The sequence below is a fragment of the Streptomyces formicae genome (assembly GCF_002556545.1).
Taxonomy (GTDB): domain Bacteria; phylum Actinomycetota; class Actinomycetes; order Streptomycetales; family Streptomycetaceae; genus Streptomyces; species Streptomyces formicae_A.
Genome location: NZ_CP022685.1, coordinates 6,882,048 through 6,905,463, shown reverse-complemented (window position 1 = coordinate 6,905,463; position 23,416 = coordinate 6,882,048). Strand labels below are relative to the sequence as shown.

The 23,416-nt window shown below is 70.3% G+C and carries 18 protein-coding genes; 5 read left to right on the top strand and 13 right to left on the bottom strand.

The features are described 5' to 3' along the window. Positions 1 to 55 precede the first annotated feature (55 nt). From KY5_RS30265 to KY5_RS30255, 3 genes are all read right to left on the bottom strand, one after another. The gene (locus KY5_RS30265; RefSeq protein WP_098245188.1) at positions 56 to 817 is read right to left on the bottom strand and encodes an NUDIX hydrolase; all 762 of its coding nucleotides are present in this window, start codon (positions 815 to 817) and stop codon (positions 56 to 58) included. A gap of 108 nt (positions 818 to 925) precedes the next feature. Then, positions 926 to 2,887, bottom strand: a complete 1,962-nt coding sequence (locus KY5_RS30260; RefSeq protein ID WP_234362917.1) for a glycogen debranching N-terminal domain-containing protein — start codon at positions 2,885 to 2,887, stop codon at positions 926 to 928. Positions 2,888 to 3,253: 366 nt separating this feature from the next. Beyond that, positions 3,254 to 4,639, bottom strand: a complete 1,386-nt coding sequence (locus tag KY5_RS30255) for a DUF4192 domain-containing protein (RefSeq protein ID WP_098245186.1) — start codon at positions 4,637 to 4,639, stop codon at positions 3,254 to 3,256. 133 nt (positions 4,640 to 4,772) lie between these two features. Here KY5_RS30255 and KY5_RS30250 point away from each other — a divergent pair, with 133 nt between their 5' ends. Together KY5_RS30250 and KY5_RS30245 are read left to right on the top strand one after the other, a co-directional pair. Next, positions 4,773 to 6,962, top strand: coding sequence for a RecQ family ATP-dependent DNA helicase (locus KY5_RS30250; RefSeq protein ID WP_098245185.1), 2,190 nt, complete (start codon positions 4,773 to 4,775; stop codon positions 6,960 to 6,962). Positions 6,963 to 7,180: 218 nt separating this feature from the next. Further along, the gene (locus tag KY5_RS30245; protein WP_098245184.1) at positions 7,181 to 7,819 is read left to right on the top strand and encodes a hypothetical protein; all 639 of its coding nucleotides are present in this window, start codon (positions 7,181 to 7,183) and stop codon (positions 7,817 to 7,819) included. A gap of 165 nt (positions 7,820 to 7,984) precedes the next feature. Here the strand turns inward: KY5_RS30245 and KY5_RS30240 are convergent, their stop codons facing one another. The 3 genes from KY5_RS30240 to KY5_RS30230 form a co-directional block, all read right to left on the bottom strand. Continuing rightward, positions 7,985 to 8,656, bottom strand: coding sequence for a hypothetical protein (locus KY5_RS30240; protein WP_098245183.1), 672 nt, complete (start codon positions 8,654 to 8,656; stop codon positions 7,985 to 7,987). A gap of 79 nt (positions 8,657 to 8,735) precedes the next feature. Beyond that, positions 8,736 to 9,437, bottom strand: coding sequence for a ribonuclease HII (locus tag KY5_RS30235; protein ID WP_098245182.1), 702 nt, complete (start codon positions 9,435 to 9,437; stop codon positions 8,736 to 8,738). A 140-nt stretch (positions 9,438 to 9,577) separates the two neighbouring features. Then, complete coding sequence (locus tag KY5_RS30230; protein WP_098245181.1) at positions 9,578 to 10,192, bottom strand: TetR/AcrR family transcriptional regulator; 615 nt, start codon at positions 10,190 to 10,192, stop codon at positions 9,578 to 9,580. Positions 10,193 to 10,317: 125 nt separating this feature from the next. Here KY5_RS30230 and KY5_RS30225 point away from each other — a divergent pair, with 125 nt between their 5' ends. Further along, positions 10,318 to 11,874 (top strand): MFS transporter, encoded by a 1,557-nt coding sequence (locus KY5_RS30225; RefSeq protein ID WP_098247555.1) that lies wholly within the window; start codon positions 10,318 to 10,320, stop codon positions 11,872 to 11,874. 101 nt (positions 11,875 to 11,975) lie between these two features. Here the strand turns inward: KY5_RS30225 and KY5_RS30220 are convergent, their stop codons facing one another. The 4 genes from KY5_RS30220 to KY5_RS30205 form a co-directional block, all read right to left on the bottom strand. After that, the gene (locus KY5_RS30220) at positions 11,976 to 13,799 is read right to left on the bottom strand and encodes a DUF4173 domain-containing protein (protein ID WP_098245180.1); all 1,824 of its coding nucleotides are present in this window, start codon (positions 13,797 to 13,799) and stop codon (positions 11,976 to 11,978) included. A gap of 133 nt (positions 13,800 to 13,932) precedes the next feature. Beyond that, on the bottom strand, positions 13,933 to 14,841 hold the full coding sequence (locus tag KY5_RS30215; protein ID WP_098245179.1) for an ADP-ribosylglycohydrolase family protein: 909 nt from the start codon (positions 14,839 to 14,841) through the stop codon (positions 13,933 to 13,935). A 12-nt stretch (positions 14,842 to 14,853) separates the two neighbouring features. Further along, complete coding sequence (locus tag KY5_RS30210; protein WP_098245178.1) at positions 14,854 to 15,513, bottom strand: histidine phosphatase family protein; 660 nt, start codon at positions 15,511 to 15,513, stop codon at positions 14,854 to 14,856. A 34-nt stretch (positions 15,514 to 15,547) separates the two neighbouring features. Beyond that, a complete protein-coding gene (locus KY5_RS30205) occupies positions 15,548 to 17,176 on the bottom strand; it encodes an ABC-F family ATP-binding cassette domain-containing protein (RefSeq protein ID WP_098245177.1) in 1,629 nt (542 codons plus the stop codon). A gap of 214 nt (positions 17,177 to 17,390) precedes the next feature. Here KY5_RS30205 and KY5_RS30200 point away from each other — a divergent pair, with 214 nt between their 5' ends. Continuing rightward, positions 17,391 to 18,020: a TetR/AcrR family transcriptional regulator gene (locus KY5_RS30200; RefSeq protein ID WP_234362916.1), complete on the top strand. Its 630-nt coding sequence runs from the start codon at positions 17,391 to 17,393 to the stop codon at positions 18,018 to 18,020. A 76-nt stretch (positions 18,021 to 18,096) separates the two neighbouring features. On the opposite strand, the gene KY5_RS30195 is transcribed toward KY5_RS30200, so the two are convergent. Both KY5_RS30195 and KY5_RS30190 read right to left on the bottom strand, forming a co-directional pair. Further along, positions 18,097 to 18,702, bottom strand: coding sequence for a YdbC family protein (locus KY5_RS30195; protein ID WP_098245175.1), 606 nt, complete (start codon positions 18,700 to 18,702; stop codon positions 18,097 to 18,099). Between the two features lie 33 nt (positions 18,703 to 18,735). Then, positions 18,736 to 19,557, bottom strand: a complete 822-nt coding sequence (locus KY5_RS30190; protein WP_098245174.1) for an arylamine N-acetyltransferase family protein — start codon at positions 19,555 to 19,557, stop codon at positions 18,736 to 18,738. A gap of 169 nt (positions 19,558 to 19,726) precedes the next feature. Between KY5_RS30190 and KY5_RS30185 the strand changes: the two genes are divergently transcribed. Next, positions 19,727 to 20,254: a TerD family protein gene (locus KY5_RS30185; RefSeq protein ID WP_098245173.1), complete on the top strand. Its 528-nt coding sequence runs from the start codon at positions 19,727 to 19,729 to the stop codon at positions 20,252 to 20,254. A gap of 196 nt (positions 20,255 to 20,450) precedes the next feature. On the opposite strand, the gene KY5_RS30180 is transcribed toward KY5_RS30185, so the two are convergent. After that, entirely contained in the window at positions 20,451 to 23,342 is a 2,892-nt protein-coding gene (locus tag KY5_RS30180; RefSeq protein ID WP_098245172.1) for a vitamin B12-dependent ribonucleotide reductase, read from the bottom strand. Positions 23,343 to 23,416 lie beyond the last annotated feature (74 nt).

The following is a 23,416-nucleotide window of genomic DNA, read 5'->3' as shown; positions in this document are numbered from 1 at the left end:
TGTCCGCCGAGCCGGGTAAATCGACAGGATAGGCAGGTGACAGCGAGCGCGGGCGTCAGACCTCGGGACGCAGCATCGGCGGGTTGAGCAGCGTCGCGCCACCCGCACGGAAGAGCTGCGCGGGGCGGCCGCCCTGCCGGGTGGTCGTACCGCCGGTGGGTACGAGGAAGCCCGGTGTGCCCGTCACCTTGCGGTGGAAGTTGCGGGGGTCGAGCACGACGCCCCAGACAGCCTCGTACACCCGTCGCAGCTCGCCGACGGTGAACTCCGGCGGGCAGAAGGCCGTGGCCAGCGAGGAGTACTCGATCTTGGAGCGGGCGCGCTCCACACCGTCCGCCAGGATCTGCGCGTGGTCGAAGGCGAGCGGCGCGGCCTGTTCGTCCTCCCTGCCGTAACCCCCCTGGTTGAGCAGCGCCTCCACCGGCGCCCAGCGCGCGCTGTGTGCGTCGCCGCCCGCCCGGGGCGCGGGCAGATCGGGTGCGAGGGCGAGATGGGCGACGCTGACCACTCTCATCCGCGGATCGCGCTTGGGGTCGCCGTACGTGGCGAGCTGCTCGAGGTGCGCCCCGTTGGCCTGGGCCGGTGCGCCCGGGTCGTGGGCGCAGAGGCCGGTTTCCTCGATCAGTTCGCGCGCGGCCGCGGCGGACAGGTCCTCATCAGGACGTACGAACCCGCCGGGGAGCGCCCAACGCCCTTGGAATGGCGGCTCACCGCGCCGCACGGCCAGCGCACACAGCGCGTGACGGCGCACGGTCAGCACGACCAGGTCGACGGTGACTGCGAAGGGCTCGAAGGCCGACGGGTCGTAGGGCGACATGAAGCGATCATAGTCGTCTGCCTGACGATAAACACCTCCTTGGTCAAGCCCTCCCCGGCTCGGCTCACCGTCCACGACCGGCCGCTCCACGCCCCGTCCGCCACGGGCTCACACCCCCAACTGCAGTCCATCGGCCGCCTCCTCGACCATGGCAAGTCCGAGTCGGCTCACACGCACGGAGAACGGACCGCCCGCGACGCTCAGCCCCGTTAGCCCCAGCTCCCCCAGCGGCGCACCGCGGACGGGTCTCAAGGTCACCGTGCCCGTCGGCGCGTCGGGACGGATGCCTGCCAGCGCCACGAGCAGATACACCCCGGAGGCCGCCGCAGTGGCGGCAGGACGACAGGCGGCGGGGTGGGGCAGCGGGGTCCCGCCCTCCGTACGCTGCTCCCCCGCGTACATCTCCGGCAGCCGATGACCGAACGACTCCGCGGCCGCCAGCACGCCGCGCAGGAGCGAACTCGCCTCCTTCTCGTACCCCGCCGCCGCCAGACCCGCGACGGCTACCGCCGTCTCCTGCACGCGAACCGCACCGCCCCGATGCCCGAACGGGTTGTACGCGACCTCCTTCGCCCCCAGGCTGCGCAGCCCCCAGCCCGAGTCCATGGCGGGACCGCCGAGCAGCCGGGCCAACTGTTCCGTCTGGACCTTGTCGAGCAGCCCGGGCGCCATCGCGCCCGCCCCGAGCAGACCGGTGTCCAGGAGATGGGCCGCTCCAGCGGTCAGCTGCGGCACGGGCCGCCCGTCCGCCAGGCGCGCCGCGGCGGGACGACCACCCGCACGGTCCTCCACCCAGAACTCCTCACGGAACCTGGCTCGGAGTCGTGCCGCCCACTGACGCAGCCCGGCGGCGTCCGTACGCCCGTGCGCATCGAGCAGGTCCGCACCCAGCAGGGCCGCCCTGTGCGCGTACGCCTGGACCTCACAGCGCGCCAGCCCGCCCGGGTGCGCGTCCGACAGGAACACCCCGTCGCCGACCGCGGTGCGCAACCATCGCAGGCACTTCTCAGCGGCGGGCAGCAGGTCCTCCACCTCCTGCTCGGGCAGCCCCCAGCGCCACGCCTCGGCGAGGAGCACCGGGAAGAGCAGCGTCGCCTCCGTTCCGGTGCATCCGGGTGGCAGGTGCGGCCCTGCGTCCCGAAGCGGACCCGGAATCATGCCCGCCCGGGGTCCCGGACCTCCGAGTTGGCCGCGTGCGAGGGTGCGCAACGTCCCCGCGGCGAGCCGGGTTCCCAGTGGCAGTGCCATACGGGCCGCGACCAGGGCTTCAGCCGGGGCGAGCCCGCAGCGCCAGGGCGCTCCCGCGGCCGGGTACATGTCGGTCGGGCACTCGGAGTCGCGCAGCAGCAGCGCCTGTAGGTCCTCGACGGATCGGTGGAGAAGCGGCTGGACCCTGGGGTCGTCGCCGACGGCACGTGCCCCGGCGACGGAGCGCGTCGTGCCGTGCCCCACACCTCTGATGGGCCCGGCGCCGTCGGGCCGCGCCCGCAGCTCGACGCTCCGCACGGCACCCGGCGGCAGGTCCACCTCCCAGCGCAGCAGCCCTGCCGAGGCCACGGCGTCCTCGGGCGGCGGGTTGGCGGTGACGACGCAATGGCCGTTGCCCGACGACCACCGCATGCCGGAGTCGTGGACGCTGGCGGGCAGTTCGGGACCGGCCCTGCCGGACGCCACCATGCCCACCTCGGCCAGGTCCGTGCCGAGTGACACCTCGAGGGGGAGCCTCAGGTGACGGCCTGCCGCGCTGTGCAGCGTGATCCGTTCGGTGCCGTCGGCGTATCGGATCCGCTCGACGACGACCTCCGGGTCGGGACCTCCGTCCGTCGGCAGACGCACGGTCGCCATGAAACGGGCGCTGTCGGCCGAGACCATCCGAGCCTGCACCGCCACGGGCTCGCGCCCGGCCACCCGCACGTGGAGGCGGGAGAGGACGCGACGCCCCGCGCGGTAGAAGCCCTCCAGCCCGCGGCCCGTCAACTGCCCCTGGTCGTTGGAGATCGCGAGGGCGGGCAGCGCGACACAGATCAGCGCGGTGTGCGCGGGCGGGAGCTCCACGGGACGGCGTTGCACCGCTGCGGGTGTGGGTCCGCCGGGCGGGCGCCCGGGGTTCGGCGCGGCCCGTTGGGGACCCTCTCTGCCGGAGACAGGAGACAGGGCGGGAAGAGACATGGGGCGGCTTCTTCTGCGTTGTCTGCGGCGACTGCGTCGTCTGCGCTGCGGAGGGTAGGAGTCGGTGCGGTGGCGCGACCCGGGCACGGGTACCGCCACTCAGGTGAACGGACCGACCCCGCCCCAAGTCACGCCCGCTCGGCAGGAAGCCGACCGTATGGCGCCAACTCCGGGCCCGCGCACCGGCCGAGTGGAGCAAATGTCCTATGAGCGCCACAGCGGTGACCAACCTCGCGGCCCACCTCGCCCACCACCGGACCGGCGCGTTCATCGCCCGTTCCTCGCGCCGCGCCGGATCGTGCGACGACGGTTGCGCGGCCCGGTCCCCGGACCGTTCGAGGTCCAGATGCCGCCACCTGAAACCCGGCCACCTCCGCCCGCGGCGTGCGGCAAGCGGCGTCGGCGCCGACGAGGAGGAGTGACTCCCGCGTCTTCCAAAGGCTCCTGCTCCTCTGGACACTCCAGGACATCCCCCTCCAACCACTCCTCGGCGCCGAGGAGTTCGGACGTCTGGTCGGCAGAGCCTCCCCGCAGAAGGCGCCGAATCGGCTCCGGATCGAAGTCCTCGTTGCAGGCGCGGTTCAGAAGCTGGGCGAAGAGATAGCCGGGGTCGGCGTCCAACGCCATGTCCAGAGCCTCTTGCCCCTCAACGCTGTCTCCGAGGGACCAGGCGACCCAGCCTGCGAGAGCGAGCGGCGCCGCCGCGTGCTCTCCGTAAGCCCCGACGCAGCGACGGGCCAGCGCCCTCCACAGACGCAGCGCGGCAGGGGCGGCGTCGCCTTCCATCCACGCCGCCGCCCGATCGCGTGTCGTGCGGACCTGAAGGCCGAGGATCAGTGCTGCCGCCTCGTCGTGCGCGAGCAGCTCATCGTCCCTGTTGTCCGCCTCCAGCCTGTCGGTGATGACTTCCGCGGCCGCGAGGCGCGCCATGACGCGACGGGCCAGGTCGAGGATCCCGGTGGCGATGTCGCCTCCTTCTTCGCCCAGCATCTTGGGAATGAGCGCGAGACCCGCGGCGTCCAGCGCACGCTCCTGCTCCACGGCCGCGGCGGTTCCCCACGGCACGAGCCGCGACCTGATCTCGCTCTGTGTGCTGTTCACCTGGATCCCCATGTAGGTCGCGGCCGCGGCCAGCACCGAGGTGCCGGGCCTGAGCAGGCGGATGCCCTCCGGCGGGCAGCATCGGATGTCCGGGCAGCAGTAGGTCCAGAAGCGGCCTCCCGTGATGCACACGACCTCGACCACGGGAACGTCGAGCCCCCCGCACGCCGTGCGCAGCAACTGGGCCAAGGGCCGCAGGCCGTCCACGACCCGCTTCCCCGACTCCCCGTCGGCGGGCTCCCGGCAGAGGAAGGCGACGACGCCTTCGGGCCGCGAGCCCCTTCGCTCACACCCGCCCACCAGACACCGAGCCAGCTGGTTGGCGGTGCTCGCCCAGTCCTCCGCACGCTCGGGAATGCCGAGGCGCACCCGCCCGCCGAACCGCCCCCGCTCCCCGTGCAGGGCGATGAGCACGATGCTGTTCTCGGGCTTGAACCCGAGCAAGTACGGCAGGGCGTCGGCCAGTTCGGCGGGGGTGCGCAAGGTGACCACGGGCTGGTCGATCGGCGTGCTGGGGTCGGTCGGACCGATGGCTTCGCTGTGATTCGTCATGCGCCGACTCTCCCGCGAATGACAAGATTCCGGTTGACCCTGTGGATAACTACGATCAGGGGCACGCCAAGAGTTATCCACAGCCTTGCGGGGCCGTTCGCGTAATGTCCGACCCATCGGGTTGCATGGGGGCATGAGCAACGAAGAGCTGCGCACGGCGGCGGACGCCGTACTCTCCCGCCTGGTCGGCGGCCCCTCATCCGCGTCCGGCGAGACGCCCTCGGCCAGCGGGGTCCGGCTGCGCGAGGATCAGTGGCGCGCCATCGAGGCCCTGGTGGCCGACAAGCGCAGGGCTCTGGTCGTGCAGCGCACGGGCTGGGGCAAGTCCGCCGTGTACTTCGTCGCCACCGCCCTGCTGCGCGAGCGGGGCAGCGGCCCCACCGTGATCGTCTCTCCCCTGCTCGCCCTCATGCGCAACCAGGTCGAGTCGGCAGCGCGCGCCGGAATCCACGCACGCACGATCAACTCCTCCAACACGGAAGAGTGGGAGACGATCCAGGCCGAAGTCGCCGCGGGCGAGGTCGACGTGCTGCTCGTGAGCCCCGAGCGGCTGAACAACCCGGACTTCCGCGATCAGGTCCTGCCCAAGCTCGCCGCCGCCACCGGCCTGCTCGTGGTCGACGAGGCGCACTGCATCTCCGACTGGGGCCACGACTTCCGGCCCGACTACCGCAGGCTGCGCACGATGCTCGCCGACCTGCCGCCCGACGTCCCCGTCCTGGCCACCACCGCGACGGCCAACGCCCGGGTGACGGCCGACGTGGCCGAGCAGCTCGGTACCGGCGGCGGCACCGACGCGCTCGTGCTGCGCGGCGCGCTCGACCGCGAGAGCCTGAGCCTGAACGTGCTCCAACTACCCAACGCCGCACACCGCTTGGCCTGGCTCGCCGACCACCTCGACGATCTGCCCGGCTCCGGGATCATCTATACGCTCACGGTCGCCGCCGCCGAGGAAGTGACCGCCTATCTGCGCCAGTGCGGGCACACGGTCACCTCGTACACCGGAAAGACCGAGAACGCGGACCGCCAGCAGGCCGAGGAAGACCTCCTCGCCAACCGCGTGAAGGCCCTGGTCGCCACCTCCGCCCTCGGCATGGGCTTCGACAAGCCCGACCTGGGCTTCGTCATCCACCTCGGCTCCCCTTCCTCGCCGATCGCCTACTACCAGCAGGTGGGTCGCGCCGGCCGCGGCGTCGACCACGCCGAGGTGCTGCTCCTGCCGGGCAAGGAGGACGAGGCGATCTGGAACTACTTCGCCTCACTCGCCTTCCCGCCCGAGGAGCAGGTGCGACGCACTCTGGACGTCCTGGCCCAGGCCGACCGGCCGCTGTCGCTGCCCGCCCTGGAGCCCCTGGTCGAGCTCCGCCGTTCACGGCTCGAGACGATGCTCAAGGTTCTCGACGTGGACGGCGCGGTCAAGCGTGTCAAGGGCGGCTGGATCTCCACGGGCGCGCCGTGGGTCTACGACACCGATCGCTATGCCTGGGTCGCCAAGCAGCGGCAGGCGGAGCAGCAGGCGATGCGCGAGTACGCGTCGGCACCGGGCTGCCGCATGGAGTTCCTGCGGCGCCAATTGGACGACGAAGGAGCGGCACACTGCGGGCGCTGCGACAACTGCGCGGGGGCGCGGTTCGGCGAGGAAGTGTCCCCCGCGGCCCTGGACGCGGCGAAGGGTGAGCTCGGCCGCCCCGGCGCCGACGTGGAGCCGAGGAAGATGTGGCCCACCGGTCTGGCCGCGGTCGGCGTGGATCTCAAGGGGCGCATCCCCGCGGGCGAACAGGCGGCGCCGGGGAGGGCCTTGGGGCGGCTCTCCGACATCGGCTGGGGCAACCGGCTGCGCCCCATGCTCGCCCCCCAGGCCCCGGACGGGCCGGTGCCCGACGATGTCGCGAAGGCCGTGGTGGAGGTGCTCGCGGACTGGGCGAAGGGCCCCGGCGGCTGGGCATCGGGCGCGAACGACGCGCAGGCCCGCCCGGTCGGCGTGGTGACCATGGCCTCGTACACGCGACCGCAGTTGATCCAGACGCTGGGCGCGCGGATCTCCGAGATCGGCCGACTTCCCCTGCTCGGCTCCATCGAGTACGCCGCGGGTGCCGATGCCGCACGAGTGCCGAGGAGCAACAGCGCACAGCGCCTGCGAGCCCTCCACGGGGCGCTGACGGTGCCCGACGCGCTGGCCGCCGCCCTCCAGGAAGCGAACGGACCGGTGTTCCTCGTCGATGACCTGACCGACAGCGGCTGGACCCTCGCGGTGGCCGCGCGCATGCTCCGTCGTGCCGGGGCCAAGGGGGTGTTGCCGCTGGTCCTGGCCGTACAGGGATGACGTACGCGTCGACGTAGGGCGGGCTGGGCAGGGATATAGGCGGCGCATCGGCCGATACCGGTGTGCGGTGACGATTGCTCGTTGCCGCGAGCCACCGCGACCGGAAGAATCGGAAGAGCTCCCCGCGCGGCTCCTGGCGGTCCGGTAGGGCTGTGCCGTGGTGCGCTCCCCCAGTCCGACCCCGCCCGTCGTACGGGCGCGTAGCCGAAGGGAGGACCGTGACCTTCGGATTCGCTCCGTCCGCCGCGGCATCGAAGCCGGAGTCCCCGACGTCGGCCGAGTTGTCCGCCGATTCCGCCCACCGACTGGCCCGGATGCTCGAACCCGCGGAGTGGTCTGCCGCGGGAATCCCCCTGCTGCGCAACCCGCGTGACGTCGTGAGCGGCCTCCACTCACGCCACCGACCGACCCCTCTGACCGCCATAGTGGCCGTATTGGACCCGGACGAACGCCTCAGAGCGAGCGCCTCGTTCAGTCGGCGTGCGACCGTGACGGACGGCTGGGTGTTCCGCAACGCCCTGCTCGCGCAGTTGCGTCGGATCATTCCGCACGACCTGCGGCGCCGCACCCCGGTACGTACCGCGGTGCTGCTCTACTGCCGTGACGGGGACGCGCGTTGGACCCAGGAGGACGGAGCCTGGATGTGGGGCCTCCGGGATGCCTGCACGCTGCACGGACTGCGGTGCGGCGCGTACATCACGCTGACCCGCGACGGCTGGCAGGTGCTCGGCGAGGGGCGCGGCGGTCGCCGGCCGAGCGCCGATTCACGACCCGAGTTGTTCACCGGAGCCGAACCGCCCGTGGCGCGCACCGGAGGCGCGGCCTCGGACGTGCTGCGGCGCGCGGCGGCACGCTGAGGCACCGCTCGCCGCCACCGTCCACCAGCGACGGCACCGCTGCCCGAGCGGTACCGCACGCACGGCACAGCACGGATCGGCACGTGGCCGAACCAGCCGTGCCTCGCGCGACACACGTCAGGCACCACAGGACCGGCGGCGGATCACCGCTGCCGGATGCGGACGTCAGACGCCCGCGCCCAGCATCGAGTTGATCCGCTGCGGGTCACCGCACACGATCAGCAGGGTCCCCGCCCGGGTGAGGGCCGTCGGCAGTGCGCCGAGCGCGACCTCTTCGTTGCCGCCGTTGACGGCGACGACGACCACCGGTCGGGCGGAGGCACGGTCGAGAGCGGCGGCGTCGGCGTAGAAGACGTCGTCGCCCGCGTCGTGCTGGGCCCAGTAGGCGGCCTCACCGAAGGACAGCTCGTGCGTGGCCCACGGGTGCGGTTCGCCGGTGGTGATCACCAGGACCTCTCCGGGCGCGCGCCCGGAGTCCAGGAGCAGGTCGACGGCCTCCTCTGCCGCGTCCAGCGCACCCTCGACCGAGGCCGGGATCAGCTGGACCTGCGGGACCGAGGCGGTGGCGGCACCGTCGGCGGACGCTCCGGAAGCGGAGGGGACGGAGGGAACAGAAGCGGCCGGGGCGGACGGCCCAGGCTTGGCGGCCGAATCGCGCGGCGTGCGCTGCGCGGGTGGCATCGGCCGGGCAGGACCCGGACGGCCGGGGCGCGGCGGAGCCGCGGGACGCGGGCCGGGTACAGGACGAGGGGTCGGCGCGGTACGGCTGTTGGCCGGCGTGGCGCGGGGACCCTGGGCACTCTCGTGAATCTGAGGCTCCTCGGGAATGAGAGGCATGAAGTGTTGTCTATCAAACGCCGATGCGACTCGCGTCGGCGGGTGGCACATGAGTGCGACCGGAAGTGCCGGAAAAGCGTCAGAACTCAAAGCCGAGCTGACCCTCGATTTCCGGAACTTTTCCGTCCGCCCAGCTGCGGGCCTTCTTGAGGTGCCGCCACTGGGGCAGCGCATCAAGATACGCCCACGAAAGCCGGTGGTACGGGGTGGGGCCCCGCTCCTCCAGCGCGGCCTTGTGCACCGGCGACGGATAGCCGGCGTTGGCCGCAAAACCGAAGTCTGCATGTTCGATGCCCAGTTCGGCCATCATTTTGTCGCGCCGGACCTTGGCGATCACCGAAGCCGCAGCGACGGCGATACAGGATTGGTCACCCTTGATCACGGTACGAACCTGCCAGGGAGACCCGAGGTAGTCGTGCTTCCCGTCGAGGATGACCGCGTCCGGGCGGACCGGCAGCCCTTCCAGAGCACGCACCGCGGCGAGCCGCAGCGCAGCCGTCATCCCCAGTCCGTCGATCTCCTCGTGCGAAGCGTGCCCGAGAGCGTGCGACGTGACCCAGCCCTCCAGCTCCTCCGCGAGCGCGGTGCGCCGCTTGGGGCTGATCAGCTTGGAGTCGGTGAGTCCTTCGGGCGGCCTGCGCAGTCCCGTGACCGCCGCACAGACGGTGACCGGGCCTGCCCACGCGCCGCGCCCGACTTCGTCGACACCGGCGACGATCTTCGCTCCGGTGGTGGCGCGCAAGGAGCGCTCGACGGTGTGGGTGGGTGCTTCGTACGGCATGGCGCCAGACAGCGTACGCCGCCGGACACCGCCCGCGACACCCAGGCTTGCCGAGTCGTCCGGAAGCTTGCGCCGACACCTCGCCCGAGGACGGCCGACCGGCGCTTTCACCACCGACCCACGGCGGCCTGAAGGCCCCCTCAGGGGCGGAGCAGCGGCACCATGACCTGGTCGATCAGGCCCTCGAATTCCTCGTCCGGCCATTCGCTCCCGCACACCTTGGAGCGATACATGAGCATGGCCGGAATGACGTCACACACATAAGAGTCGCCCCCTCCGGAACGCACCTCTCCGCGCTCAATTCCGCGACGTACGACCTCACTGATCAGTTTCACGACCGGCTCGATGACACCTTCGAAGATCACATCATGGAAGCGCTCGGCCGTTGCCGTATCGCATTCGTGAAGCACCGCACGCAGAGCGAATCCGGGGCGCGAGAACATCGCCTCTCGGACCTGTCTGCAGAGCTGAAGAAGATCTTCCCGAACGCTTCCGAGGTCCGGCGCGCTGTCGAGGCTGGGCAGTCCGGCCTGCAGCGCGTGCACGACCAGGTCCTCCTTGGACGGCCAGCGGCGGTACACCGCGGCCTTCCCCGTCTGCGCGCCCGCCGCCACTCCCTCCATCGTGAGCCCTCTCCAGCCGACCGTGCTCAGCTGCTCGAGGGCGGCTTCGAGGATCGCCTGCTCGAGGACGGGCCCCCGGCGGCGCGGTGATGCCGTCGGAGCGGCAGCTGCCGTCCAGCGCGAAGTAACCATCGTTTTCTCTCCGTTGAACGAGCGGGCAAGCCGTAGTGAACGCTTGCGTTCACTGAGGGGGAGTCACTACCGTCTTTCAGGACAGTGAACGGAACCGTTCACTATGGCGCTTGCGGGGGATCATGATGACCACCTCTCAATTGACGCACGATCAAAAGCCCGGGGCCGCCCGCCGAGAAGGGCATCCCGGCATAGCACTCACCGTCATCGCGGCCTGCCAACTCATGGTGGTCCTGGATGCGACGATTGTGAACATCGCGCTTCCCCACATCCAGGGCGCGCTCAAATTCTCGACGACCGACCTCACTTGGGTCGTCAGTGCCTACACCCTCACCTTCGGCGGTCTGCTGCTGCTCGGTGGCCGCGCCGGTGACATCCTGGGCCGTCGCCGCGTCTTCATGACCGGCATCCTCCTCTTCACCGTCGCCTCGCTCCTCGGTGGATTCGCCCAGGAGCCCTGGCAGTTGCTGGCCGCGCGCGTCCTGCAAGGCGTCGGCGGCGCGATCGCCTCCCCGACCTCGCTGGCGCTCATCACCACGACTTTCCCCGAAGGCCCGGAACGGAACCGCGCATTCGGCGTCTTCGCCGCCGTCTCCGCGGGTGGCGGCGCGATCGGGCTGTTGGCGGGCGGCATGCTCACCGAGTGGCTCGACTGGCGCTGGGTGCTGTTCGTGAACGTGCCCATCGGCATCCTGATCGCCGTACTCACCCCGCTCTACATCAGTGAATCCGAGCGTCACCCGGGCCGCTTCGACTTCCTCGGCGCGCTCACCTCGACGGCGGGCATGGCCTCGCTGGTCTACGGCTTCATCCGCGCGTCCGAAGAGGGCTGGCGCGACGGGCTGACCCTGGGGTCGTTCGGCGCCGCGGTCGTCCTGCTCCTGGCCTTCGTGCTGGTCGAGACCCGGGCGAAGGAACCGATCACCCCGCTCAGGATGTTCGCCGACCGCAACCGCTCGGGCACGTACGTGATCATGCTGAGCCTGGCCGCGGCGATGTTCGGCATGTTCTTCTTCATCGTGCTCTTCGTCCAGAACGTCCTGGACTACACCCCGATCGAGGCGGGCCTCGCCTTCCTGCCGGTGACCGTGGTGATCGCTGTTGGCGCCGCCCTGTCGCAAAAGTTCCTTCCGGTGCTCGGACCCAAGCCGTTCATGGTGACGGGCTCGATCATCGTCGCCATCGGACTCGGCTGGCAGACATTGATCAGCCCGGACAGTTCGTACGTCGGTGGCGTGCTCGGTCCGATGCTGCTGTTCGGCTTCGGCATGGGCCTGAACTTCGTGACACTGACGCTGACCGCGGTCTCCGGAGTGGCCCCTCACGAAGCGGGCGCGGCATCCGGGCTGCTCAACGCCACGCAGCAGGTCGGTGGTTCACTCGGACTCTCCATCCTGACCACGGTGTTCGGCACGGCGAGCCGCGACGAGGCCGAGAAGCAGGTGGGGGACTTCATGGCGCACGCCTCGCCCGAGCAGAAGGCCGAATTCGCCAGGACCCACGAACTCCCGGCTCCGTGGAGCCACGAAATCCTCTCCGAGGGCATCTCCACCGCCTTCATCCCCGCCGCAGCCATGGCGGTTCTCGCCCTGGTCACCGCCCTTCTGGTGATCCGCGTACGCAAGAGCGACCTCGACGCGCTCGCGGGTACGGCGAGCGCGGCTGGCCCGGCGGGCGGCTGACGGGGACGACTGCGCGCAGCGGGTCCCGGGCCTGCCTCAGGGGCGGCCCGGGACCCCCCTGGCGACACCTGGGGTCGCTGGCGGTGCCGTACGCGGAGTCCCTAGCCGTACGCGGGATCGGCGCTTGCCCCGTCGCAGAGTCCGGAAGACGCCGTGGGCGGCCGTTCCTCGGCGATCCGCCGGGCTCGGGACTCCCCCAGGCTCGTCGCGTACCAGGGGCGACCCTCCGTACCGAGCCGGTCCATGATGGCCTCGATCGCGCAGGAACGCTGGGGCTCCGGCAGCTTGTCCAGGGCCGGCACCGCATCGGCCGACATCTGCCGCATGTAGTCGAGGTCGAACTTGCCGGTCTCCGTGTAGCGCTGCACGTTGCGCTCGGCGATCAGCGCGTCCGGGGACAGCAGGCCGAAGGCGAGCACACCTGCCGCGGCGCTGGCGGCGACAGCGCGCGGCAGCCATCGGGTGCCCCAGATTCCAGCCGCCATGATCAACAGGATGACCACGCCGAGCCACAGCTCCCCCGCGACGACCGAGATCCTCAGCCTGGTCAGCCCGTACGCCTCCACGTACATGTCCATCCGGCGGACCGCTGACGCCACCACGACGAGCGTCAGCGCGCAGAGGGTGCCGAGCACGCCGCGCACCAGCGTCCGGTCACCGGCTCCGTCGCGAGGGGCCCAGCGCAGCGCGAAGACGATGACGAGCAGCGTCAGGAGAGTGGCGAGGAGCAGTTGCCAGAATCCCTGCCGCGCATAGGCGGAGTACGACAGTCCGGTCTTGTCGAGCACGGCGTCGTATCCGCCGAAGAGCACGGTCAGTTGCACGGCGTTGAACGCCGCGAACAGCACGTTGAGCACGATCAGCGGAAGCGCCCACTCGACCCGGGCGCGGGCACGGCCGGGCTTGATCACCAGCCGGTCCCAGAGCACGGGGGCGGCGGCCGTGTGCGCGGCAGCCAGCGCCCCGACCACGCCGACGATCAGGAGCAGGAAGCGCCAGGGGCTGCCCTCGATCGAGGCGTCGGGTATCAGGTCCCCGAGCAGACCCGCGAAGGCGGCATCGGCCCCGGCGAAGAGTGCCCCGAAGACCAGGAGCAGCACGGCGGTCACCGCGACCGCGCGCAGCACGGGGCCGAAGCCTCGTGCGCTGCCCGCGCGCCGACGCAGCCCCTGCCAGCCCCAGCGGACCCCGCTGAAGACGGCGTCGAAGATGCCGAGAGGGCTCAGGAGCACGCCGAGCCAGGTCCGGCAGCCGTGCAGCGCGAGCGAGCCGAGCGCGACCGCGGAGACGATCGCGAGGAACGACGGCCATCCCGCGTCGCGCAGCGCGGGCACGACCAGCAGGGCGAGGCCCCCGACCGCCCACGCCAGCGACCAGGGCCGGGGTCTGCGTCCTGCCGCCTGCGCGGCGAAGTAGGCGGCGAGCGCGGCAGGCACGGCGACGATCAGCAGGTTGAGCGCCAGCCCGTCACCGAGAAGCAGCATGCTCAGTACGCCGGTGGCGAGCACCGCGCACAGCGTCACCGTGCGGACCGGGCCGGGCGGGGCGGACCGCAGGTCGGCGAGCAGCGGTGTGTGAGAGGGCGCCGGATAATCCCACCCCGCGCGTGGCCCAGGAACTCCGTTCCCGGTGGACCGCCCTGGCGCGGGGCTTTCCGGCACGGGCCGGCCTGGCACGGGTTCCTGTACGGCGTCCTGGGGTTCGCCGCGGGCCCCCACCTTGTCGACGGCGTCACCACCGACGTCAGCGATGTCGGCGGCGCCAGCCGCGTCGCGCGGCTCCTCGCCGTCTGGCGCATCTGACGGTTCAGAGCCGTCCGAACCGTCGTGTCCGGCTCGTGATTCAGCCACGGGACCCCCTCCGGCCGATCCACGGGCGCACCGCACGGCACCTGTACAGAGCCGCGTGGCCCCCGGGACCGACATCTCGTTCAACGCACGCACGTCAAGATCAACTGACGGCCCGCCCACAGTAACGGCGCAGCCGACGGCAGCTCCCCCGCCGGACCTCCCCTGTGGCAGGACCGTGACAGTGCCGACCGGACGCCCGCGTCCGAGGTCAGCTCACGCCGACAGGAACCCAGTCCGGCAGTGCCTCGGTCCGCTCGAGCCACTCAGCGGGAGGCGCCCCGGCCTCACCGGAAGCGACCACACCGCCCACGATGGCGCACGTCGTGTCCATGTCCCCGCCGACCTGCGCGGTGTCCCAGATGGCCCGCTCGTACGCCCCGAGCCCCCGGGCGGCCGACCACAGCGCGAACGGCACCGTGTCATGGGCCGTCGTACGACGCCCGCACCCCAGCACCGCGGCGACGGTCGCGGAGTCGCCGTAGTCGAGCATGTCCCGCGCCCTGCGCAGCCCCGCACCGACAGCGCTCCGCGGCACCAGGTCGATGACGCCGTCGAGCAGTGCCCTGGGTGTGGGCGGCCCCGCGGGGTCGGCCGTCAGCGCCGCGGCCGCGGCCACCGCCATGGCCCCGACGACGGCTTCCCGGTGCTGGTGCGTGGGGTAGGCGGAGATCTCCGCCTGGTGCGTCGCCTGTTCCGGGTCGTCCGCGTACCAGGCGCCGAGCGGCGCGATCCGCATGGCTGCGCCGTTCCCCCAGGACCCCTGCCCCTTGAAGAGCGCGGAAGCCAGCTCCCGCCAGTCCCCGCCTTCACGGACCTGCCGCAGCAGCCGGTTCACGGCAGGGCCGTATCCCCGGTCGAAGTCGTGGTGCTCGGCGAAGGACCGGGCCAGCGCGTCCTGGTCGATCCGGTGATGCCGGATGAGGACGGCCAGCACGGAACAGGCCATCTCGGTGTCGTCGGTCCACTGCCATGGAGCGTCCGGCAACTGTCGGTGCTTGAGCAGCGGGTAGTGCGCGGGCACGAAGAACTGGGAGCCCAGCGCGTCCCCCACCGCCAGTCCGCGCAGGCTGGCCAGAGCGCGCTCCAGGCGCCGGTCGGGAGAGGAGTCAGCGGTCATCGCCCTGCCACTCTATCCGGTGACGCCGTACGGCTCGGGTTCGCGCCAGCGTTCGAAGGGACGGTCCAGCGTGTACTTGCCGTCGTCCCCGAGGACCAGCATCCGCATCTCACCGTTCCCCGGGTTGGACAGCGACTCGAACTCGGCGACCGACCAGTGGAACCAGCGCATGCAGAACAGCCGCATGGTCAGACCGTGAGTGACCAGCAGGACGTTCGGCGGGTGGTCCGGGGCTTCGAAGCTCCGGTAGAGGCTCTCCAGGAAGGCCCCCACCCGGTCGTAGACGTCGGCGCCCGACTCGCCCTGCGCGAAGCGGTAGAAGAAGTGCCCGTACGCGTCGCGATAGGCCTTCTGCAGCCGTACGTCGTCCCTGTCCTGCCAGTTGCCCCAGTCCTGCTCCCGCAGCCTCGGCTCCTCCCGGACGCGCACCAGCTCAGGGTCGAGCCGCAGCGCCTGGAAGGTCTCGTGGGTGCGGCGGTAGGGCGAGACGTACACGCTCACCCGCTCCCGGCCGAGCACCTCCCGCAGGCGTTTACCGGTGTCGGCCGCCTGGGACCAGCCCGTCTCGGTGAGGGCGAGCGCGTGATCGGGCTCGCGCTCGTACACGGTGTCGTCGGCGTTTCCCGCCGACTCGCCGTGCCGGACCAGGATGATGCGCCGCGGGCGTGCCATAGGAAGACCCTAGATCGGCTCTCTGCCGACCGGCTCAACCGGGTAGCCGTCCGGACTCCATCCGGCGTATTCGACCCGTGAAGCGCCGCCGCAGCAGTCGGTCGTGCGACACGACGACGAGGGCCCCCGCCCACTGGTCGAGCGCCGCCTCCAGCTCCTCGACCAGACCGAGCGCCAGGTGGTTGGCGGGTTCGTCGAGCAGCAGCAGGTCCGCGGGCCTGGCCAGGAGCCGGGCGAGGGCCAGCCTCCTGCGCTGCCCCGCGGAGAGCGATCCCACCGGGACGTGCAGGTCACGGGGCCGGAACAGTCCGTACGAAAGGATCAGTTCCGCCTGCTCCTCCTCGGTGAGCCCCAGACCCCTGCCGAACACCGCGAGAACCGGCTCGGCAGGTGCTCCCACAGGTATCTCCTGCGCGAGATACCCGATCCTGCCTCGGCGGACGACGGTCCCCTCGTCCGGTTCCAGGGCACCCGCCATGGTCCGCAGCAGAGTGGACTTCCCCGCTCCGTTGCCCCCGTGGATCAACAGGCGCTCGCCTGCCGAGACCGTGAGCTCGTCCACGACGAGGCGCTCGCCCACGCGAACGTCGCGCAGGGTCACCAGCGCCCCTTCGGCCGCTCCCGCGACCGGGCGCGCCGTGAAGCGCAGCGGCTCGGGAGGCTTGGCCACGGGCTGCTCGCGCAGCCGACGGAGCCGCTCCTGCGCATTGCGCACCCGTCCGGCGACCGATGCCTGGACACGGCCTCCCGCCCGGTCGTACGCCATCTTGTTGTTGTCCTTCATGCCACGGCCGCCCGCCACGGCATGGGCCGTCGTCGCCATGAACTCCTGGAGCCTGCTCGTCTCCGCGCACCACTCCTCGTACTCCTGCTCCCAGCGGCGCCGGGCGGCCGCCCGTTCCGCAAGGAGGCCCTGATAGCCGTCGCCGTGTCGCACGACCGAACGGCGGTCGGCGTCCACTTCGAGAATCGCCGTGGCGACACGCTCCAGGAACGTGCGGTCGTGCGAGACCGCGATCACGGTGCCCCGGTGCGCCCCGAGCGCATCCTCCAGCCAGTCCAGGGCGTCCTCGTCCAGGTGGTTGGTCGGCTCGTCAAGGAACATGACTTCGGGCGCCGCCGCGATGAGGCATGCCAAGCCGAGCCGCGCCTGTTCGCCACCGGACAGGCTGCCCAGAATCCGGTCGCGGCCGATGTGGGCGAGGCCAAGTCCGTGCATCGCCTTGTCCACGCGCGCGTCCGCCTCGTAGCCGCCGCGCAGCTCGAAGGCCGTGAGCAGACCCCCGTACTCACCCAGGGTCTGCTCGGTCGCGGTACCGAGATCGGCTTCGAGGTGGCGCAACCGCTGCTCCATGGTGCGCAGTTCGGCCAGCGCGGCATCGATCGTGTCTCCTACGCGGCTGTCCGGGGGCAGTTGCGGTGTCTGCGCGAGGAACCCAGCTCCGCGCTCGGCGACGGCCACGACCTCGCCCTCGTCGGGCAGTTGATGACCGGACATCAGGTGGAGCAGCGTGGACTTCCCGGCGCCGTTCTCCCCCACGACGCCGATGCGCTCGCCCGGGCGGATCGCAAGGGATACGTCATCGAACAACTGCCGTTCACCACGAGCCTTGGTCACGCCGTGCAACGAAATCTGAGTAGGCAAAGGCACCCCCGCACGCATGTCGACGATAAATAAATGCAACTGATGTCGCGTTACGACGAGTGTGACACGGCCATCGAGCTAATGCAACATGAGTTGCCATTAAAGTGCGTGCGTGAGACGTTCAGAGTCCGCGCACGGGGGCGGAAGAGAAGGAAGATCAATGACGGACAAGCGTGTTCCAGCTGGTCAGCGCGGCCGAGGCGCAAGCGCCACAGAGGCAGAAGGGGAAGCGGTGACGTCCACCGCCACCGACTCCGCGCCACCCGCACCCGGCACCCGGCGCCCCGGAGGCCGTACGGCCCGCACCCGCGCGGCCGTCCGCGACGCGGTGCTGAGCGGCCTTGCCGACCACGGCTACCCGGGCCTCACCGTCGAGTACGTCGCCGACCACTCCGGCGTCCACAAGACCACGCTGTACCGCCGGTGGGGCGGTCTCGAAGGGCTGGTCGCCGACGCCCTGGACATGGCGGGCGAGGACTCGTGGGTTCCGCCGGACACCGGCAGCCTGGAGGGCGATCTGCGCGAGCTCGCCCACGAGGTGGTCGACTCCTTCTCCGACAGCGCGGCCGCCTCCGCGCCCACCGCGTTCGTCGCGGCGGCCTTCCAGTCGGAGCGGGCCGCACAGGCCCTGCACGCCTTCTACGCCGAGCGGTTCACCCGCTGCACCGCCGTCGTCGCACGGGCGGTGGAGCGTGGAGAGGCGGACACGGACATCGACGCGGAGGCCGTCGTCCGCGCGGTCTCCGCGCCCCTCCTGCTCCGCGTGTTCATCACACGGGAGCCGATCGACGCGGCGCTCGCCGACCAGTCGGCGGCGGCAGCGCTCGCCGCCACACACGCCGGTGCCTACAACAGGCGATGACGATCCCTCCACCGCACCAGGCGGTGAGGATTCCTCCGCGCCGCCCACCGGCGCGCGATGGCGAAGGCCGGTGGGGTCACACGGTCCAGGACGGTTCCAACTCGACGATGTCGCCCGCGAGGGCCGAGACATCGGCGTCCGTCTGAGCTCTCAGCGAGAGGCGCTCCACCCGCTCGGCCCGGTACTTCCCGTGCTCGGCGGCCGACTGCCACATGGAAAGCACCATGAACTCGTGCCCGGGCGCCTCTCCGAAGAGGCCCCTCACCATCCCCGGCGAGCCGGCCATCGCCGGATTCCAGACCTTTTCCTGCATCAACGCGAAGTGATCGACGCGCGCTTCACGGACCCGGCAGTGCGCCACACGCACGACGTCCGCGTCCGTGAAGCGCGGTTCGAACCCCGTCTTCACGTCGAAACGGTGGTCGAAGAGCTTGGTCTGGAGGTTCTTGTAGGTGCCTCCCTGCGCGGCGGCCAGGCGGTCGTGCGAGCGGGCCATGAAGGAGTCGTAGAAGGCACGGCTCTCCCAGAAGGCGAAGACATGGGCCACGCCCGGCCGCCCCCGACTCCACCCTCCGCCCTGTCCTCGAAATCCCGGCTCGCCCAACAGCCCCGCCCACTTCCGCTGCCCTCGCTCGAACCCCCGACGGTCCACCACGGTGCAGCGAATCCACTTGACCAGCACCGCGCCATCGTACGGCGCGGAGCGTGGCCCGGGTCACGCTCCGGCGTAGTGCACCCGGATCAGCGTGGCCGTCTCCTCGGCATCCAACTCGACACCGAACTCCTGAACGAGAACAGCCGCCAATTCGTCCACAGGAACGCTTCGTTCAGTCACCGAGCCATCAGGGTGCGTCACCGTCAGATGATCACCGACCAGGCTGCGCCGCGCCGGGGAAGCGGCCTTCTGCACCACCGGGCGACGCATGAACGACGACTTGGGGTGGGTCGAGGTGTAGTGGTTCATGACTACGTAGTCGACGGGCAGGCGCGGTTCCTCCGTGTAGGCGTAGAGCGCGAACCACCCGTCGGGCCGCCAGGTCCGCAGCACAAGAACCCCGTCGGCCTCCCGGTCGAGCCGAAAACGCCACTCTTCTTGTCGTGCTTCGGTTCCCTCACGCAGCGGGATCGGCTCCAGGAGTCCGTCGCCGCCGAAGCCGACGTCACAGTGCCACTCCTCGCCGTCCGCCTCGACCTTGAGGAGCATGTGCGTCACCGCGCGCGTGGCGGACGCCCCGGCCCTGACCCTGGCGCCGAGTCCGGTCACCGTGAAACCGATGCGCTCCAGGGCCGCCGCGAAGAGCAGGTTCTGTTCGTAGCAGTAGCCGCCGCGCCGTCTTCGCACCAACTTGTCCTGAAGAGCGGTCAGTTCGAGCGGGACCGGACGACCGAGCATCATCTCCAGGTTCTCGAAGGGAATCGCCGCCACATGCGCCCGGTGCAGCGCGCGCAGCGTCTCCAGGTCCGGCTTCAGCTCTCCCGTGTGGCCGATTCGCGCCACGTAGGCTTCGAGATCGAGTTCTTCCCCGTTCCATGTCATGGGGCAATGATCCGCATCGCGGGAGCCCTCGCCAACCTGCTTTCCGCCTCGCGTACTTGACCACTTCTGATCAGGGAAGCTACGCCGTTGTCAGTCGTACGCCGTAGCGTGTGCCTTGGACTTGCCGAGTGAGTCCGCAGTGGCCAGGGCGCGAGAAGGGGGAAGTCCGGTGAGCAGTGTCAACAAGGGGATCTCGAAGGTCGAGATAGGGCTCAAGTGGGATCCAAGCCCGGCCGGAGAGCCGCCCAACGATCTCGACATCATCGCCGCGACGTACGCGAAGGACGCTCCGTACGGCAGCCCTGTCTATCTCGTGCACTTCGACAGCCGCTCACCGGACGGCACCATCACGCTGAACCGCGACAGCAGGACGGGGCAGGGCTTCGGTTTCGACGAGGTGATGACCCTGGAGCTCGACCGGCTCTCGTCCTCGTACTCCCGGGTCGTGGTGGGCGTCGCGATACAGCAGCAGGAAGAGCGGCGGGTGTTCGGCGACATCGCGAACACGGCGGTCCGGATCCGTGAAGGCCACACCGACCTGGCCCAGAGCGACCTGCGCGACGTCTCGCGGTCCACGGCCGCGGTCATCGCCGAGTTCGTACGGGACGACTCCGGAGCATGGTCCTTCCGCGAGGTCCTCCGGGGCTTCGACGCCGACCCGGCGGCGTTCGCCGCACTCATGGGAAGCGAGCTCTGACACCGCGCGGGAGACCTCCCCGCGGACCCGCGAACCGGCCGCCGCGCTCTGGGACCAGCGCACACGACGAAGGGGACCGACTTTTCGTCGGTCCCCTTCGTGCGCGGTGGATCAGCTGCCGCTACGGGTCAGCCACGCTGCGCTTCAGCGCCCCTCGGGGCCCGGCCGGAGGTGTGTCCGGCCAGATCCCACCGGGTCAGCTGCAGCCGCTGGTCGAGCCGCAGCCCTCGCAGATGTAGCAGGAGCCGGCCCGCTGCATCTTCGTACCGCAGGAGAAGCAGAGCGGGGCGTCGGCCTGGATGCCCAGCTGCATCTCGACGAGCTCGGCGCTGGTGTGCGCCTGCTGCGGGGCGGGCACGACCGCCTCGGCCTTCGGCGTGGAGACCGCCTTCAGCGCCTCGGTCTGCCGCGGGGCGGACTGGGCGAGACCCTCGACGTCGACCTCGTCCTCGGCGGGCTCGTACGAACCCGTCTCCAGGTGCCGCTGGCGCTCCTCGGCGGAGTGGATGCCGAGCGCGGAACGGGTCTCGAAGGGCAGGAAGTCCAGCGCCAGGCGGCGGAAGATGTAGTCGACGATCGACTGCGCCATCCGCACGTCCGGGTCGTCCGTCATGCCGGCCGGCTCGAAGCGCATGTTCGTGAACTTCGAGACGTACGTCTCCAGGGGCACGCCGTACTGCAGACCGACCGAGACGGCGATGGAGAAGGCGTCCATCATGCCCGCGAGGGTCGAACCCTGCTTGGACATCTTCAGGAAGACCTCACCGAGACCGTCGTCCGGGTAGGAGTTGGCGGTCATGTAGCCCTCGGCGCCGCCCACCGTGAAGGAGGTGGTGATGCCGGGACGGCCCTTCGGGAGGCGCTTGCGGACCGGGCGGTACTCGACCACCTTCTCGACCGCGGCACGGATCGTGTCCTCGGTCTTCTCGGTGATCTCGGCCTTCTCCTCCTCCTTCTTCTTGGCGGAGAGGGGCTGACCGACCTTGCAGTTGTCGCGGTAGATGGCGAGCGCCTTGACGCCCATCTTCCACGCCTCGAAGTAGACCTCTTCGACGTCCTCGACGGTGGCGGTCTCCGGAAGGTTGACCGTCTTGGAGAGGGCGCCCGAGATCCACGGCTGGATCGCGGCCATCATGCGGACGTGGCCCATCGCGGAGATGGAGCGCTCGCCCATGGCGCAGTCGAAGACCTCGTAGTGCTCGGTCTTCAGACCGGGGGCGTCGATCACATTGCCGTTCTCGGCGATGTGGGCGACGATCGCCTCGATCTGCTCCTCCTGGTAGCCCAGGCGACGCAGGGCCTGCGGCACGGTGCCGTTGACGATCTGCATCGAGCCGCCGCCGACGAGCTTCTTGAACTTGACCAGGGCGAGGTCGGGCTCCAGGCCCGTGGTGTCGCAGGACATCGCGAGACCGATGGTGCCGGTCGGGGCGATGACGGACGCCTGGGAGTTACGGAAACCGTTCTTCTCGCCGAGGCGGAGCACGTCCTGCCAGGCCTCCGTGGCGGCGGCCCAGATCGGGGTGTCCAGGTCGTCGACACGAGGAGCCGTGGCGTTGGCGTCGGAGTGCTGCTTCATGACGCGCTTGTGCGGCGTGGCGTTCTTGGCGTAGCCGTCGTAGGTGCCGACGACCGCGGCGAGCTCGGCGGAACGCTTGTACGACGTACCCGTCATCAGCGAGGTGATGGCGCCGGCCAGGGAGCGGCCGCCGTCCGAGTCGTACGCGTGACCGGTGGCCATCAGCAGGGCGCCGAGGTTGGCGTAGCCGATGCCCAGCTGACGGAAGGCGCGGGTGTTCTCGCCGATCTTCTGGGTCGGGAAGTCCGCGAAGCAGATGGAGATGTCCATCGCGGTGATGACCAGCTCGACGACCTTCGAGAAGCGCTCGGAGTCGAAGGACTGGGTGCCCTTGCCGTCGTCCTTCAGGAACTTCATCAGGTTCAGCGAGGCGAGGTTGCAGGACGTGTTGTCCAGGTGCATGTACTCGCTGCACGGGTTCGAGCCGTTGATCCGGCCGGACTCCGGGCAGGTGTGCCAGGCGTTGATGGTGTCGTCGTACTGGATGCCGGGGTCGGCACACGCCCACGCGGCCTCGGCCATCTTGCGGAAGAGCGACTTGGCGTCGACCTCCTCGATGACGTCACCGGTCATGCGGGAGGTGAGGCCGAACTTGCCGCCCTCCTCGACCGCCTTCATGAACGTGTCGTTCACACGGACCGAGTTGTTGGCGTTCTGGTACTGGACGGACGTGATGTCGTCGCCGCCCAGGTCCATGTCGAAGCCCGCGTCGCGCAGGGCGCGGATCTTCTCCTCTTCCTTCACCTTGGTCTCGATGAAGCCCTCGATGTCGGGGTGGTCGACGTCGAGGATGACCATCTTGGCCGCGCGGCGCGTGGCGCCACCGGACTTGATCGTTCCCGCGGAGGCGTCGGCACCGCGCATGAAGGAGACCGGACCCGAAGCGTTGCCTCCGGAGGACAGCAGTTCCTTGGAGGAACGGATGCGGGAGAGGTTCAGGCCGGCGCCGGAGCCGCCCTTGAAGATCATGCCCTCTTCCTTGTACCAGTCGAGGATCGACTCCATGGAGTCGTCGACGGCCAGGATGAAGCAGGCGGACACCTGCTGCGGCTGGGGCGTACCGACGTTGAACCAGACCGGCGAGTTGAAGCTGAAGATCTGGTGCAGGAGGGCGTACGCCAGCTCGTGCTCGAAGATCTCGGCATCGGCGGGCGAGGCGAAGTAGCCGTAGTCCTCGCCGGCCTTGCGGTAGGTCTTCACGATGCGGTCGATCAGCTGCTTGAGGCCGGTCTCACGCTGCGGGGTACCAACGGCCCCGCGGAAGTACTTGCTGGTGACGATGTTGACCGCGTTCACCGACCAGAAGTCGGGGAACTCGACGCCACGCTGCTCGAAGTTGACCGAGCCGTCGCGCCAGTTGGTCATGACGACGTCACGGCGCTCCCAGACCACCTCGTCGTACGGATGCACGCCGGGGGTCGTATGGATGCGCTCGATACGCAGACCCTTGCTGGCCTTGGATCCCTTGGCGCGGGAACCTCGTGCCGGGCCGCTCGTCGTCTCGGTCATGCCGCCTCCCTGTATCAGGCTAAAACGCCCTGAAGTGCCACGTTCTTCCCGTGGCACGGATGTGTGTCTGATGT

Coding starts and splice junctions, on each gene's coding strand:
- KY5_RS30230 (WP_098245181.1), bottom strand. CDS start 10,192: ATGGTTACTTCGCGCTGGACGGCAGCTGCCGCTCCGACGGCATCACCG.
- KY5_RS30225 (WP_098247555.1), top strand. CDS start 10,318: ATGACCACCTCTCAATTGACGCACGATCAAAAGCCCGGGGCCGCCCGC.
- KY5_RS30255 (WP_098245186.1), bottom strand. CDS start 4,639: ATGACGAATCACAGCGAAGCCATCGGTCCGACCGACCCCAGCACGCCG.
- KY5_RS30205 (WP_098245177.1), bottom strand. CDS start 17,176: ATGCGTGCGGGGGTGCCTTTGCCTACTCAGATTTCGTTGCACGGCGTG.
- KY5_RS30250 (WP_098245185.1), top strand. CDS start 4,773: ATGAGCAACGAAGAGCTGCGCACGGCGGCGGACGCCGTACTCTCCCGC.
- KY5_RS30180 (WP_098245172.1), bottom strand. CDS start 23,342: ATGACCGAGACGACGAGCGGCCCGGCACGAGGTTCCCGCGCCAAGGGA.
- KY5_RS30210 (WP_098245178.1), bottom strand. CDS start 15,513: ATGGCACGCCCGCGGCGCATCATCCTGGTCCGGCACGGCGAGTCGGCG.
- KY5_RS30265 (WP_098245188.1), bottom strand. CDS start 817: ATGTCGCCCTACGACCCGTCGGCCTTCGAGCCCTTCGCAGTCACCGTC.
- KY5_RS30215 (WP_098245179.1), bottom strand. CDS start 14,841: ATGACCGCTGACTCCTCTCCCGACCGGCGCCTGGAGCGCGCTCTGGCC.
- KY5_RS30220 (WP_098245180.1), bottom strand. CDS start 13,799: ATGTCGGTCCCGGGGGCCACGCGGCTCTGTACAGGTGCCGTGCGGTGC.
- KY5_RS30235 (WP_098245182.1), bottom strand. CDS start 9,437: ATGCCGTACGAAGCACCCACCCACACCGTCGAGCGCTCCTTGCGCGCC.
- KY5_RS30190 (WP_098245174.1), bottom strand. CDS start 19,557: ATGACATGGAACGGGGAAGAACTCGATCTCGAAGCCTACGTGGCGCGA.
- KY5_RS30240 (WP_098245183.1), bottom strand. CDS start 8,656: ATGCCTCTCATTCCCGAGGAGCCTCAGATTCACGAGAGTGCCCAGGGT.